The following is a 14032-nucleotide window of genomic DNA, read 5'->3' on the forward strand; positions in this document are numbered from 1 at the left end:
CATGACGCAGGGCGAGCCGACGCCGAAGCCGGCGGCCCGGTCCCACGACCCGCTGGCCGTCGCCGTCGCCAACGCCTCACTGTTCGGCGGCGGCTACCTGATGCTGGGTCGGGGACAGCTCGCCGTCGTCGTCCTCCTGATCACCGTCGAGCTACTGATCATCTTTGCCTCGGTCGCGCAGACGCTGTGGTTCGGGCTCGTCGTGCTCGCGTGGTGGGTGGCCGTCATCGTGCACGGCTGGTACCTGGCCGGGGGACGGCCGCACCGGGGCCGGATCCGACCGTTCCGGTCGAGGCGGCAGTGGGTCATCGCCGTCGCCTGCGTGCTCCCGGTGCTGCTGGCCTTCGGTCTTCTCCGGTTCGACGTCGCGCGGATCGAGGGGGACGTCGCGCAGGCCCGCCGTGCCGGCGACTGCCCGCGGGTGGAATCAGCCGTGGGACGGGTGTCGCCCGCCCATCGCATGGTCGACGTCTCCCCGGGCGCCGACGGCGAGGGCATGGCCGAGGCGTGCGGGCTGCTGCGGACGGCCGTCGGCCCGCTCGACGCCGGACTGGCCGGCGACACGAAAGCGCTGGACCAGGGCTTCCAGCAGCTGACCACCGTGCTCACGGAGCTGCCCGGCAACGAGGGCCTGGTCGAGGCGGCCCTGGACCGGTTCCTCGACGGCCTGCCGACCGAGGATCCCTGCATCACCGTGCGGATCGCCACCTGGCTCGCCGAGCGGCCGTCCGATGGCGGCGAGCTGGACCGCGCCCGCCGGGCCGTCCCGCGGATAGCGCCCGCGGCGCTGGCCGACTGCGGCAGCCGTCTGCTGGCGGCCGCGGACTGGGAGCACGCGCGGGCGAGCTACCAGCAGCTGCTCGACGAGTACCCCGACCACGAGCTCGCGCCCGCGGCCCGGGAGGGGGTGCGGCAGGCCGCCCAGAAGATCGAGGAGGCGAGGATCGCCCACGAGCGGGCGGTCGAGCTGGCGAACCTGCGGAATCTGCTGCGGCCGTCGGGTTCCGCTCAACCGAGGTACTGCGCCGCTCCGGTACCGTTCTCCGCCGCTCCCGCCGGGCCGAATCGAGCACTGACAGTCGGCGACACGCAATACACCAGCAAGCTCCCCGCCGAGTGGAAGACCGATGACGTCGCCACTGCCACGCGGGTTCTCTGCGTCGGCGCGTCCGAATTCGGAGCAGCGGTCGAGACCTGCCGATACACCAGCGGGAACGTGACGTTTCACCGGGTGGCGATACCCGTCCGCGTTTACGAGCTACGGACCGGACAGCTCCTGGCCGACACCAGAGTGGAGATCGGCGGGACCAGCTGCCCGTATCTGGTCTACGGCTACAGTCCGACGAGGTCCGTCACCCCCTCCGACTCCCAGGTGCAGGCAGCCTTCCGACCACTGATCAGCCCCTGACCGGCGGAGCCGGCACCTGATCTCACCGGCTGTCACGAGGTCCGCGGCCCCGGGTCGGCAGCGTGTCCGGGCCGATCCGGTGGCGGACGCCACTCGTGCCCGCTGCGACGCTCCGCGGACGAAACACCATAATCCGGTGACAGAACTTCCGTGCTCCGCCCTGGCGCCCGCGTCCGTCGCAGGTCATCGGCTTGTCGGCGGGGGCGGCACCAGTGACGCCGAGGGGTGGGCATGACCGACGATCCGACAGGTGGCCATCAGTGGAAGACCCTGATGGACCGGCTGGACCCCGTCGAGCTCAGAACGGACGTCCCGCACGCGGCGAGGATGTACGACTATTTCCTCGGCGGAAAGGACAATTTCCCGGCCGATCGGGAGGCGGCGGAACAGACCATCGCCGTCTTCCCGAACTCCCGGATCGTCGTCCGGCAGAACCGGACGTTCATGACCCGGGCGACCCGTCATCTCACCGGTGAGCTGGGCATCCGCCAGTTCCTGGACATCGGCACGGGCATCCCGACCTCGCCGAACCTGCACGAGGTCGCCCAGGAGATCGCGCCGGAGACCAGGGTCGTCTACACCGACAACGACCCGATCGTCCTCGCCCACGCCCGTGCCCTGCTCACCAGCACCCCCGAGGGCCGCACGTCCTACCTGCACTCCGACGTGCGCGACATCGACCACATCCTCGGCGCCCAGGAGCTGAAGGAGACCCTCGACCTCACCCGGCCGGTCGCCCTCTCCCTCATCGCGGTCTTCCACTTCATCCCCGACTCCGACGACCCGTACGGCATCATCCGGCGTCTCGTCGACGCCCTGCCGTCCGGCAGCTACGTCGCGCTCACCCATCTGACGGCCGACTTCGACCCGGCGATGCTGGCGGTGCAGGAGACCTACCTGAGCCGCGGTGTCCCCATGCACCTGCGTGACCGCGCGCAGGTCGAGCGGTTCTTCGACGGGCTGGAGCTGCTCGAACCGGGCCTGCAGGTCGTCCACCGCTGGCGGCCGGACGGCGCGGTGCCCGCCGACCTGACCGACGCCGCGGTCAGCATCTACGGCGGCCTCGCCTACAAGGCGTGACGTCCCACGCCCCCGTCCGGTGATTCCGGGAAGCCGGGTGAGGAGCCCGTGGCGGCCCCCGCCGGTGGCCGGCAGTGGGAGGATGACCCGGTGGCCGTACCTGAGCTGACCCCAGAGGAACTGCTGACCACGACCCGCAGCGTCCGCAAGCGGCTGGACCTGGACCGCCCGGTCGCACCCGAACTGATCGAGGAGTGCCTGCGGATCGCGCTGCAGGCGCCGAGCGGCTCGAACCGGCAGGGCTGGCACTGGATCGTGGTGACCGACCCCGAGCTGCGCGCCGGCATCGCCGGGTACTACCGGAAGGGCGCGACCGCCTACCTGGCCGCCGGCGGGGCGTCCGCCGCGGGGTACGAGGGCGAGCGCGCGGCGACGCAGGCCCGGGTCAGCGACTCGGCCCGCTACCTCGCCGAGAACATGCACCGGGTTCCCGTCCTGCTGATCCCCTGCCTCGAGGGTGACGTCACGCAGATCCCGCCGCAGGTCCAGGCCGGGTTCTGGGGTTCCCTGCTGCCCGCCGTCTGGAGCTTCATGCTCGCCGCCCGCCTGCGCGGCCTCGGCACCGCGTGGACGTCGCTGCACCTCGGTTACTCGCGAGAGGTCGCCGAGCTGCTCGGCATCCCGCCCGGGTACAGCCAGGGGGCGCTGATCCCGGTCGCCCACACCATCGGCACGACGTTCCGCCCGGCCGCGCGGGAGCCGTTGGAGACCGTCCTGCACCGCGACCGGTGGTGATCCCGGCGACCTGGTGGTGATCCCGGCGATCCGGCGCTGAACCCGGCGAGGGCGTCACGCCAGCGCGGCTGCCTTGCGCAGGAGCACCGAACGCTCGCGGACGTTGCGGCACAGCCGCGCGGCGAGTTCCAGCTCGGCCCGGGCCTCGGACGTCCGGCCGAGCCGGGAGAGCAGCTCGCCGCGCACGCTCGGGAGCAGGTGCGAGCCCGACAACCGGCCGGCGGCGACGAGATCGTCCACGATGGACAGCGCCTCCCGCGGCCCGGCCGCCATCGCCACGGCGACGGCGCGGTTGAGCTCGACGACGGGGGAGGGAGCCACCCGGCCGAGCGCCTCGTAGAGGAGCACGATCCGCTCCCAGTCGGTCTCCGCCACCGAGGGTGCCGACGCGTGGCAGGCAGCGATCGCCGCCTGCAGGCCGTACGGCCCGAGGCCGTGCCCGAGCGACGCGGCCCGGCCGATCGCGGCCACGCCGCGGCGGATCGCCGACCTGTCCCACCGCCGCCGGTCCTGGTCCTCCAGGAGCACCGCCTCGCCGTCGGGCCCGGTGCGCGCCGCGAAGCGCGCGGCCGTCAGCTCGCACAGGGCGAGCAGCCCGTGCGCCTCCGGCTCGTCGGGCAACAGCGCGGCCAGCGTCCGTCCCAGCCGGATCGCCTCGTAGGCCAGATCGGGCCGCAGCAGGTCGTCACCGGACGTCGCCGTCGAACCCTCGGTGAAGATCACGTAAAGCACACTCAGGACGTCGGAGAGCCGCCCGCGCCGTTCCGCCGCCGGCGGCAGCTCGAACGCCACCCGGGCCGCGGCGAGGGTCTTCTTCGCCCGCGTGATCCGCGCCTGGATCGTCGGCACGGGCACCAGGAACGCCCGGGCGATCTCCTCGCTGGACAATCCGCCGACCGCTCGCAGGGTCAACGCCACCCGGGCCTCGGCCGACAGCACCGGATGACACGCCACGAACATCAGCGCCAGGATGTCGTCGTCGATCCGGTCGGGGTCCCACGGCAGATCGTCCGACCGGGCCGCCGGGGCCAGGCCGCCCGAGACGGCCTCACCCTCGGCGAGCTGCCCGGCGACCATGGCGTACCGCTCGTCGAGCGCCGCCCGGCGGCGGAAACTGTCGACGGCGCGCCGTCGCGCGGTCGTCAGGAGCCAGCCCACCGGGTTCGCCGGCTCGCCGTCCCGTGACCAGGAGACGAGCGCCTCGGCCACCGCCTCCTGGGCGACGTCCTCGGCGAGCGCGAAGTCGCCGGTGTAGCGGGCGAGTGCGCCGACGATCCGGGCGGACTCGATCCGCCAGACGGCCTCGACGGCCCGCCGCGCCGGCTCGGCGCTCGGCGGGCCGCCGGTGCCCGCGGGCATCAGAGCTGGCCGGTCCGCTCGCGCCACGCCCGCTCCCTGACGACCCACTCGTTGTCCTGCGGGAACTCGTCGATGCCCGGCACGCGGCGGATCTCGCACTTCGAACCGTTGATCGCGGGCATCCGCTTCGCCCACTCGACAGCCTCCTCCTTCGAGGCGACCTCGATGATGTAGAAGCCGCCGAACAGCTCCTTGGTCTCGCCGTACGGACCGTCGGTGACCACCGGCGTCTCACTGCTGTAGTCGACCACCACGCCCTGGGACGGGTCGTCCAGCCCCTCGGCGGCGACGAGCACACCAGCCCGGATCAACTCCTCGTTGAAGCGGCCCACGACCTCGAGCATCTCCTCGAAAGGCGTGTCCATCATCTTCGCGAGGGACTCGTCCGTGCCACGCATGATCAGCATGTACTTCGCCATCGTCGATCTCCCTTTCTTGAGGTCGCCGTTCGACCCTCTCACCACCAGGTCGAACGGCCCCGCCGCGGATCGACACGGCCAGCCGGCATTTTTCGTGGCCTCCTGTGGACCGGCGCCGTCGTCCTGCGTGAACCTGATCAGAGGCGTCCCGGCCTATGCGACGGGCCCTGTCCGGTGGACGGCGTCCAGGACGAGCGTGAGTAGCCGGTCGGCCTGGTCGGCGTCGCCGTCGCGGGCGGTCGCCAGCGCGATGCCGACGACGATCTGGATCAGATCATCCGGGCTCAGGTCGGGGCGGGCGGTCCCCGTCCGCTGGGCGCGGCCCAGAAGGTCGGCCGCGGCGGCGGTGATTGTCTGATGGCAGTCGGCGGCCGTCTCGGGTCCCTCGGTCATGAACGCGCCGGCCAGGCCCTGGTTGACACGTGCGTGTACGAGGAACAGGTGCAGCCAGGCCGCCAGCGCCTCGTCGGTGGAGAGGGCGGCTGACAGCTCCGCCGCCTGTCTGCGAAGTGTCTCGATCCGGTCGGCGAGAACGGCGCTGAGCAGCGCGGCCCGGGTCGGGAAGTGCCGGTAGAGGGTTCCCTGCCCGACCCCGGCCCGGCGGGCGATCTCGACAAGAGACGCGTCGGGTCCGGCCTCGTCGAACGCCTCGCGGGCGACCACGAGCAGGCGCTCCCGGTTGCGCCGGGCGTCGGTGCGTGGGGGGCGCTCTGCGGGCGCTCGTCCAACCACTGCCGGCCTTCTCCTCTCACGTGCCCATATGGACAACCGGACATCGTGTCCGTATCGTAGCCGGACCGAACCGGACAGCCTGTCCGGATGATGAGAGGCTCGAAGGAGCACGGTGACAGAGGACCTGGGACACCCGCTCGGCCACGTCGGCGTCTGGACGTTCGCCTTCGACGGCCAGCCCTCCAGCCGGGTGCGGGAGGCCGCCGCGGAGATCGAGGAACTGGGCTACGGCGCGATCTGGTACGGCGAGGGATTCGGTCGGGACGCGGTGAGCCAGGCGTGGCTGCTGCTGTCGGCCACCCGGCGGGTCACCGTCGCGTCCGGCATCGCGAACATCGCGTTCCGTGACCCGATCGCCCTGGCGGGCGCGGCCCGCGCGCTCGGCGAGACGTTCCCGGGACGCTACCTTCTCGGCCTCGGGGGACACCGGGTTGACGACACCACCCACCTGCTGGACGGATACCCCGTACCGGGCCTGGGTCGAGCCGTGTCGACCATGGGTGCCTACCTGGCGGCCATGGACGCCGTCCCCGCCCACAGCCCGTCGCCGCGGCCGGCCGTGCGCCGGGTGCTGGCCGCGCTCGGCCCGAAGATGCTGTCGCTGGCGGCCGAACGGACATGGGGGGCACACCCGTACTTCGTGCCCGTCGAACACACCCGGCGGGCCCGCGAGATCATGGGTCCCGAGGCGTTCCTCGGGGTCGAGCAGGCCGTCGTCCTGGACACCGATGTCGACCGGGCCCGCCAGGTCGCCGCGGCGCACGTCGCCGGCTACGTCTCCGCGGCACCCCACCAGGAGGCGAACATGCGGCGGTTGGGCTTCGATGATGACGACCTCGTCGGCGGCCCGAGCCGCCGGCTGGTCGACGCGATCGTCGCCTACGGCGACGCCGGGACAATCCGGGACCGGGTACGCCAGCACCTCCACGCCGGCGCCAACCACGTCTGTGTCCAGGTCCTCACCGTCGACCCGACCGTGCTGCCAGACCGTGAATGGCGTGAGCTCGCCCCAGCCCTGCGCGACGCCGCCCCATGAGGCACCGCTGGTGCCGGTGCGTCGAAACACATCCGCGGAGGGTCACCAGGCTTGCAGCTCGCAGACACGGGCGGTCGCCGTGCCGAGCACGTGCCGAGCACGGAGCCTCCACAGGTCCGCCGTTCGGGATGACGTGCCGGCTGCCGAGTAGCAGGCCGACTACGGGCAGGGCCCCTGCCGGCGCCACCCAAATCGCAGGCCACGGCTGTCTGGAAGTATGTGCGAGAAGCTGAGATCGACTCGGACTTGATCGTTGATGCCAGGACGTTCGCCGGCTACCCGACATCGAGCAGGAGAATTGATGAAACGGATCGCTGAACTCGCTGTCCGTCGCCGATGGTTCGTCGTCGCCGGCTGGATTGTCTTCATCGTCGCGGTGCAGGGGATCGCCGGGGCGATGGGCGGGGCCTCGTACAAGGACACGTTCAGCCTCCCGCACACCGAGACCGCGTCCGTCGCGAAGCTCCTCGAGGATGCCGGCCTGAACAATCAGAACGGCGCCCCGGGCACGGTTGTGATCAAGAGCGAGAGTGGAACGCTCACCCAGCCGCCCGCGAAGCTGAAGCCGGCCCTGGCCGAGGTGTGCGCTTCAGGCAACCACGTGGCGCTGATCGCGTCGCCGTGGGAGTCGATCGACTGCGCGAAGAGCGATGTCGCAGCTCCGGGAAACCCGCAGCTGCTCAACACCGCGCGCGGCTCCACCACGGCCCTGGTCACCATCACCTGGGAGAACGACTACTACGACGCCGAGCTGTTCAAGAACGTTTTTGATCAGCTGAAGACGCTGCGCAGCGATTCGCTGCAGGTCGAGTTCACCGGTAACGCCTTCACCGGCATCGGGCAGAGCGACGGCTCGGGCTCGTCGGTGTTCATCGGATTCGCGGCCGCCCTCATCATCCTGGCGTTGGTCTTCCGCACCGTGGCCGCCACGGTGCTGCCGCTGGCCAGCGCGGTGGCCGCGCTCGTCAGCGGCCTCGGCGTGATCTACATCCTCAGCCACGCCATCAACGTCTCCAACATCACCCCGTACCTGGCCGAGCTGATGGTGATCGGCGTCGGCGTCGACTACGCGCTGTTCATCCTCACGCGGCATCGCCGCAACCTGCGGCGCGGCATGCCCGTCGCGGATTCGATCGTGAACGCGCTCAACACCTCCGGCCGGGCGGTGCTGTTCGCCGGTACGACCGTGTGCATCGCCATCCTCGGTCTGATCGCGCTCGGGGTGAGCTTCTTCAACGGTATGGCGGTGGCGACCGCGCTCGCGGTCGGCTTCACCATGATCGCCTCGCTGACGCTGCTGCCCGCATTGCTGGCCATCTTCGGCCTGAAGGTGCTGCCCCGCCGGCAGCGGGCGGCGGTGCGGGCCGGTGAGTTCATCGATGACCGTCCGGTGGGGGGCTGGGCCCGGTGGTCGCGGTTCGTTGCTGGGCGCCCCGCCGTCGGCGCGATCGTCTCGGGCGCGATCATGGTCGCGATCGCGCTGCCGTTCTTCTCGATGGAGCTGGGCGCCAGCGATCAGGGCAGCGACCCGAAGAGCTCCACGACCCGCGACGGTTACGACCTGATCGCCTCCGATTTCGGCGTCGGCTACAACTCCGCTCTGGAAGCCGTTGTGAGCGGCCCGGGCGCCTCGGACCAGGCCTACCTGCAGCGCGTGGCAAAGACGCTGTCCGCTGTCCCGGGCATCGACCCGGGCAGCCTGGGCACGGTTCCGCTCGCTGAGAACGTCGCCTTCGTGACGTTCAAGACGACCACGTCACCGCAGTCGGAGAAGACCTACGAGCTGGTCCGGCACCTGCGCTCGACCACCCTGCCGCCGCTGTACGACGGCACGGCCAACCACATCTACACATACGGTGACACGGCGATCAACGTCGACTTCGCCGCGGTGCTCGCCCGGAAGATGCCGCTGTTCATCGCGGTCGTGGTCGGCCTGTCGTTCGTCCTGCTGCTCATCGCGTTCCGGAGCCTGGTCATCCCGCTGACCGCCGCGGTGATGAACCTGCTGGCAGCGGCCGGTTCGTTCGGTCTGGTTGTGGCGATCTTCCAGTACGGCTGGCTCTCCGACAGCATGGGCGCCGGACCAGGCGGACCGATCGACGCCTGGATCCCGGTCATGCTGTTCGCCATCCTGTTCGGCCTGTCGATGGACTACCAGGTGTTCCTGGTCAGTCGCATGCATGAGGAATGGGTACACACCCGCGACAACAAGCGATCGGTGACCATCGGGCAGGGCGAGACCGGCGGCATCATCACCGCCGCCGCCATCATCATGATTGCCGTCTTCCTCGGCTTCGTGGTCAGCCCGGGCCGGCCGATCAAGATCTTCGGTACCGGCCTCGCCGCCGCCGTGTTCATCGACGCTTTCGTTCTCAGGACAATGCTCGTACCGTCGCTGATGCACCTTGTCGGCAAGGCCAACTGGTACCTCCCGAAATGGCTGGACCGCATCACTCCGCGAGTCTCGGTCGAACCAGCCGACGAGGCCGTCCCCCACAGTGTGGGCACCGGCTCCTTCGAGGTCGACCGGCCCGAAGACGAGGTCGACCGGCCCGAAGGCGACACCGACCGGCCCGAAAACGACGACGACCGGCCCGAAGACGAGCGGGAGCTGGCCCGCTCCTGAGGCGGGTCAGCACCGTCAAATGAGGCTGCCGCACTTGTCGCGATCAGGGGTTTCGCGATTTCAACGTGGTTAATGGTGCCGGCGGCGGTGACACCGCCGCCGGCACCAGGAGCGCCCGCCGTGGCGGTGCCTGTGACGAGCGCTGAAACGGGCGATCCCTTCGGTATCCGGCAGCAGTGTCCGGAACTCCTGTCGAAATTAAGGCCGCAAGCCTGTCCTCCGGCCATGTCGCGGAAACCTGGAGGTTCCTAAAGGCTGTTGGCCTAGGTGGCGTGGCTACGGGCACGACTGAGGACTCGGGCCAACCAGCGTTCGCGGGCTACGAGAGTGTCTACGGCGAGCGGGGCGTTGGGCGCGCAGTCCTCATAGCCGTGAAATCCGCCGGGCCAGACATGGATCTCCGCATCGCCGCCGCACGCCCAGATCGTTGAGGCAAAGGCAACGTCCTCGTCGCGGAAGAGATCGACGGTGCCGACGTCGATGAAGGTTGGAGGGAGCCCGGACAGGTCGGTCGCTCGGCCGGGCGCAGCGTAGATGGATACATTGTCGGTGCCGGCACGATCCCCCAGCAGCATACGCCACCCGGTCTCGTTACTGGTACGGCTCCAGGGGAGTACGCCGGTCATGTGGGCTGAAGCAGTGTGCATCCGGTCGTCGAGCATCGGGCACGACAACAGCAATCCGGCGATGCTCGGCCCGCCGTTGTCCCGCATGCGAAGTGCTGTGCCAGCAGCAATGCCACCACCGGCGCTGCCGCCAGCGAGGACGAGCGTACTGGCGTCGATCCCGAGTTCGTCAGCATGATCAAAGGTCCAGAGCAGAGCGGCGTAGCAGTCGTCCACGGGCGCGGGGTCGGGATACTCAGGAGCGAGCCGATATTCGACGGAAACAACGACGGCGGCGGTCGCCATCGCAAGCCGAAGCGCCGGAACAACCCCGAAACGGTCGCCAGTGACCATTCCGCCACCATGAATCCAGAAAATTCCCGGGCCAGTGTCGCCGTGATCAATGGGTGTGAAAACAGAGATGGTGATCTCTGATTCTGGCCCTGGGATCGTGTGCTCCTCCTCGGTAAAGGGGAATGCTTCGAGTAGCATTTCGCGGCTCGGCATTTTGTGGGCACGCGCTTTGGGAATGATGTCTTCGGTGATGTCTATCCTTCCGGCTGCTCCACCGAAGTACTTGTCGAGAATAAGCCGCCACGCGGCCGCGCATTCCTCATCCATGACTGGCGTCGAATGATCCAAAGTGCCCACCTCGCCCTGTATGTCACGTCGCTAGCGCGTGATAGTGACTCGGAAGCGACGTTACCATTGCGGTACTATCGCGCGCAAGTAGTCCGATCGGCGGCTCGGTCTCGCCACCCACGGCGAGATAGGTGTGGCGCCGCGGAATCGTGAGGGCGCTCGCGGCGCGCGGCGGTGGCAGGGGACTGCAAGCTCTCGATCTTCGGCCCTGCGTCGACGGTCCGGCAGCGAAATCACGATCGGTGAACCGGCAGGCCATCGATTATCTTGGAAGCAAGAACCGCAGGTAGAGCACCTGATTGCAGTGGGTTCCAAATGTAGGGCTTGACCACTCCGGCCGTTGGCGGCTGACATGGTCGGAGAAGGGAATGTTTTTCTGGACGGGCCCGTTCGGCGCGACGCTCGTCACCCGTCCGCATTCATATGTCGAACCGCGGTACAACTCCGGTGCGGCGGGAGAGGGCGGCGATGAATCATCGGGAAAGACCACCTCGGAGTGGAACATCACCCACGACAAACAACCGCCCTTCTGACCCCGACCACACCCGAACCCGGACCGTGAGGGTTCCACTGCCGGGCATGGTGCACCCAGGCTGAGGCGGCTGTGACAGCCGCCGCCGTACCGCGCGGCGGCCCTCGGACCCCGCGCCCGTCGCACCTGCTGACGGTAATCAGCCGTTGAGAGTCCGTACTGCTGCCGATCGCCATGTCTGCTCGGCCGGCGCCGGAACCTGCCTGGCGCGTCCGCGCCGCAGAGCCGATCTTCGCGGACGCGGCTTCAGATCGGCGCTAGATCTGGCCGATGGGCTCGCGCTTCTCGGCCTGGAACCGGTCCTCGGTGCGGCCGGCGGCCCAGTACGCGGAGATCGAGAGCCGTTCGCGGGGCACCCCGCGATCCACGGTGAGCAGGCGTCGGGCGGCTTTGACGGTGCCTCGCTCGCCGTGCACGAACACCTGTGGCGTTCCGGTGGGCCAGGGCAGCTCGCGCAGCGCGTCGACGAGTGGGTCGACGTCCGCCACCGCCGTCTCCCGGTGCAGCCAGCGCAGGTTGACACCGTCGGGTCGGGGGATGGGGATCTCGTACTTCGCGGAGTCGACGAGCAGGATCACCGCTCCCGTCGCCTCGGCGGGCATCGCGGCCAGGGCTGAGGTGGTGGAGGGGATCACGGTCTCGTCGCCGGCCAGCAGGTGCCAGTCGGCGGCCGGGTCCGGGCGGTAGGCGCCTCCGGCGCCGCTGAGGACGAGCAGGTCGCCGACCTCGGCGCCCGCGGCCCAGGGCCCGGCGATGCCCTCGTCACCGTGCACGATGAAGTCGATGGCCAGCCGGCGGGTGTCGGGGTCGGCCCAGCGGACGGTGTAGGTCCGGGTCGCGGGCAGCTTTTCCGGGTGCTCGGCCCGCAGCGCGGCGAGGTCGTACGGTGGCTCCAGGCCGTGCGCCGGATCGGCGAAGAAGATCTTCACGTACTTGTCGGTGAACGCGTTGTCGTTGTAGGCATCGAATCCGGGGCCGCCGAGGACGACGCGGACGATGCCGGGGCTGATCCAACGCTTCTCCTGGACGGCGAGAACCGCCTGCGTTCGAACGGGCCGGGTGCGACCAGTCGTGGCCATGGTCCTGACCTCCTTCGTCGCCGGCCGGGCCGCCGGAGACTTTGAATGAAGGTAAGCCTAACCTGACCAAACTGCCGGTGTCGCTCGGGCGTCGGCGACGTGCAGATCACTGAAGGTCACGGACTCCCTGCCGGGCGCTCGCCCGCGTGGGTGACCGGTCTGGAGCAGCGGGTCTGAAACGACGGGTCTGGAGCGGCCGGTCGGGGATGGCGGGCCTGGAACGTAAGCGATGAGTTTCGGGGCCGGGCGCGGTCCATGTGTCCATGGACGCAACCAACCTTGCCGACCTCTACGACCTCCCGCTGCTGGACTGGGCATCCGTCCAGGCCCGCCTCGACGCCGGGATCACCCAGGCCCCCGGCTCCGGCGGACCCGACCGGCATACCTGCTGGCTGACCACGATCAATCCGGACGGCGCCCCGCACGTCACGGGCATCGGTGCCCTGTTCGCCGACGGCTGCTTCTGGTTCGAGACGGGGGAGCGCACCCGTAAGGCCAGGAACCTCGCGCGCGATCCGCGCTGCGCGCTGAGCGTGGCCACCGCCGAGTTCGATGTCGTGCTCGAGGGGCGGGCGAGCCGGGTCACCGATCCGGTGACCGTGGCGGCGATGGCCGAACGCTGGGCCGCCGAGGGCTGGCCGGCCCGGGTGGACGAGTCGGGACAGGCCCTCACGGCCGAGTTCAGCGCTCCCTCGGCCGGCCCGCCACCCTGGTTCGTGTACCAGGTCGGACCGACGACCGCCACCGCGCTGCGGACTGTCGAGCCGGGTGGCGCCACCCGCTGGCGGTTCTGACCCCGCCGCACCGGTGCCCCGTGGCAGCAGGATCAGCGCCGGTCGGGAGAACGCCGCCGCCGGTAACTCGTTGGCGCGTGAACGGGAACACGCCGCCCGCGGGCGAGGTTGCAGCGGCCGCCGGTCGAGGCGCGGTGTTCGAGCTGTCGGAGGGGTCCAACAATGCAGATCGGGATTATCGGGGCAGGTCAGATCGGTGGGACGCTGACGCGGCGGCTGGCCGCGCTGGGCCATCAGGTGCGGGTGGCCAACTCCCGGGATCCGGAGACCCTGGCCGACCTCGCTCAGGAGACCGGGGCGACGGCTGTCTGGGCGTCGGAAGCCGCCGACGGCGCGGATCTCGTCATCATCAGCATCCCGCAGAAGCGCGTCCCGGATCTTGCGGCGGGGATTCTCAAGGGCGCGAAGCCCGGAGCCCCGGTGATCGAGACGAACAACTACTACCCGCAGCAACGGGACGGACTCATCGCCGCGATCGAGGCGGGCACCCCGGAGAGCGTGTGGGTCGCCGAGCAGATCGGCTCACCGGTGATAAAGGTGTTCAACGGGATCTGGTGGAAGCACCTGCTGGAGTCCGGCCGGCCGAAGGGCGCCGAGGGCCGCATCGCGCTGCCGGTCGCGGGCGCGGGCGGGCCGGGGAAGCAGACGGTCTTCGACCTGGTCGACCACCTGGGCTTCGACCCGGTCGACGGTGGCCCGTTGGAGGAATCATGGCGTCAGCAGCCCGGCACGCCGGTGTACGGCAAGGACCTCGGGGCCGCGGCCGCCATCGAGGCGCTGGCCGCCGCGTCCCCTGTTCGCCCGGAGGAGTTCCGCGCCTGACGAGGCCCGACGACGCCTGACGAGGATGCCGCCTTGATGCGGATCTTCGCCGGGCGAGGTGGCGGAGCCGGGGGCCTGGGTGGGCCCCCGGCATCGGCCGGCGGCGGCGCCCGCATTCCGGATACCGCGGTCCGGATGTGTAGGAAGCCGAATCCGGCCGGCG

The 14032-nt window shown here is 70.0% G+C and carries 13 protein-coding genes; 8 read left to right on the top strand and 5 right to left on the bottom strand.

Annotation, left to right across the window (positions count from 1 at the left end):
• The first annotated feature begins 1 nt into the window (after position 1).
• From AC559T_RS05940 to AC559T_RS05950, 3 genes are all read left to right on the top strand, one after another.
• The gene (locus tag AC559T_RS05940; protein WP_498868034.1) at positions 2 to 1408 is read left to right on the top strand and encodes a tetratricopeptide repeat protein; all 1407 of its coding nucleotides are present in this window, start codon (positions 2 to 4) and stop codon (positions 1406 to 1408) included.
• Positions 1409 to 1639: 231 nt separating this feature from the next.
• Complete coding sequence (locus AC559T_RS05945) at positions 1640 to 2488, top strand: SAM-dependent methyltransferase (RefSeq protein WP_131622111.1); 849 nt, start codon at positions 1640 to 1642, stop codon at positions 2486 to 2488.
• 90 nt (positions 2489 to 2578) lie between these two features.
• Positions 2579 to 3223, top strand: a complete 645-nt coding sequence (locus tag AC559T_RS05950; protein WP_112107254.1) for a nitroreductase family protein — start codon at positions 2579 to 2581, stop codon at positions 3221 to 3223.
• A gap of 54 nt (positions 3224 to 3277) precedes the next feature.
• On the opposite strand, the gene AC559T_RS05955 is transcribed toward AC559T_RS05950, so the two are convergent.
• The 3 genes from AC559T_RS05955 to AC559T_RS05965 all read right to left on the bottom strand — a co-directional run bounded on the left by AC559T_RS05955 (position 3278) and on the right by AC559T_RS05965 (position 5733).
• On the bottom strand, positions 3278 to 4582 hold the full coding sequence (locus AC559T_RS05955; RefSeq protein ID WP_200835342.1) for an RNA polymerase sigma factor: 1305 nt from the start codon (positions 4580 to 4582) through the stop codon (positions 3278 to 3280).
• Positions 4582 to 5001, bottom strand: a complete 420-nt coding sequence (locus AC559T_RS05960) for a YciI family protein (RefSeq protein ID WP_071062959.1) — start codon at positions 4999 to 5001, stop codon at positions 4582 to 4584. Before AC559T_RS05960 ends, AC559T_RS05955 begins: the two co-directional genes overlap by 1 nt.
• A 153-nt stretch (positions 5002 to 5154) precedes the next feature.
• Positions 5155 to 5733, bottom strand: coding sequence for a TetR/AcrR family transcriptional regulator (locus tag AC559T_RS05965; protein ID WP_235014211.1), 579 nt, complete (start codon positions 5731 to 5733; stop codon positions 5155 to 5157).
• Between the two features lie 112 nt (positions 5734 to 5845).
• On the opposite strand from AC559T_RS05965, the gene AC559T_RS05970 reads away from it, so the two are divergent.
• Both AC559T_RS05970 and AC559T_RS05975 read left to right on the top strand, forming a co-directional pair.
• Positions 5846 to 6769: a TIGR03620 family F420-dependent LLM class oxidoreductase gene (locus AC559T_RS05970; protein WP_498868035.1), complete on the top strand. Its 924-nt coding sequence runs from the start codon at positions 5846 to 5848 to the stop codon at positions 6767 to 6769.
• Between the two features lie 301 nt (positions 6770 to 7070).
• Positions 7071 to 9395 carry an MMPL family transporter gene (locus AC559T_RS05975; protein ID WP_498868036.1) on the top strand — a complete coding sequence of 775 codons (2325 nt, stop codon included), beginning with the start codon at positions 7071 to 7073 and terminating at the stop codon, positions 9393 to 9395.
• A 263-nt stretch (positions 9396 to 9658) separates the two neighbouring features.
• Here AC559T_RS05975 and AC559T_RS05980 read toward each other — a convergent pair whose 3' ends face one another.
• Entirely contained in the window at positions 9659 to 10651 is a 993-nt protein-coding gene (locus AC559T_RS05980) for an alpha/beta hydrolase (protein WP_112107234.1), read from the bottom strand.
• A 359-nt stretch (positions 10652 to 11010) separates the two neighbouring features.
• On the opposite strand from AC559T_RS05980, the gene AC559T_RS05985 reads away from it, so the two are divergent.
• On the top strand, positions 11011 to 11175 hold the full coding sequence (locus tag AC559T_RS05985; RefSeq protein WP_498868037.1) for a hypothetical protein: 165 nt from the start codon (positions 11011 to 11013) through the stop codon (positions 11173 to 11175).
• 256 nt (positions 11176 to 11431) lie between these two features.
• Here AC559T_RS05985 and AC559T_RS05990 read toward each other — a convergent pair whose 3' ends face one another.
• On the bottom strand, positions 11432 to 12253 hold the full coding sequence (locus AC559T_RS05990) for a siderophore-interacting protein (RefSeq protein ID WP_498868038.1): 822 nt from the start codon (positions 12251 to 12253) through the stop codon (positions 11432 to 11434).
• Positions 12254 to 12516: 263 nt separating this feature from the next.
• Here AC559T_RS05990 and AC559T_RS05995 point away from each other — a divergent pair, with 263 nt between their 5' ends.
• Together AC559T_RS05995 and AC559T_RS06000 are read left to right on the top strand one after the other, a co-directional pair.
• Positions 12517 to 13047 carry a pyridoxamine 5'-phosphate oxidase family protein gene (locus tag AC559T_RS05995; RefSeq protein WP_112107236.1) on the top strand — a complete coding sequence of 177 codons (531 nt, stop codon included), beginning with the start codon at positions 12517 to 12519 and terminating at the stop codon, positions 13045 to 13047.
• A gap of 108 nt (positions 13048 to 13155) precedes the next feature.
• A complete protein-coding gene (locus AC559T_RS06000) occupies positions 13156 to 13869 on the top strand; it encodes an NADPH-dependent F420 reductase (RefSeq protein ID WP_373693862.1) in 714 nt (237 codons plus the stop codon).
• Positions 13870 to 14032: the final 163 nt, after the last annotated feature.

Source organism: Frankia sp. Hr75.2, from assembly GCF_949319125.1.
Taxonomy (GTDB): domain Bacteria; phylum Actinomycetota; class Actinomycetes; order Frankiales; family Frankiaceae; genus Parafrankia; species Parafrankia soli.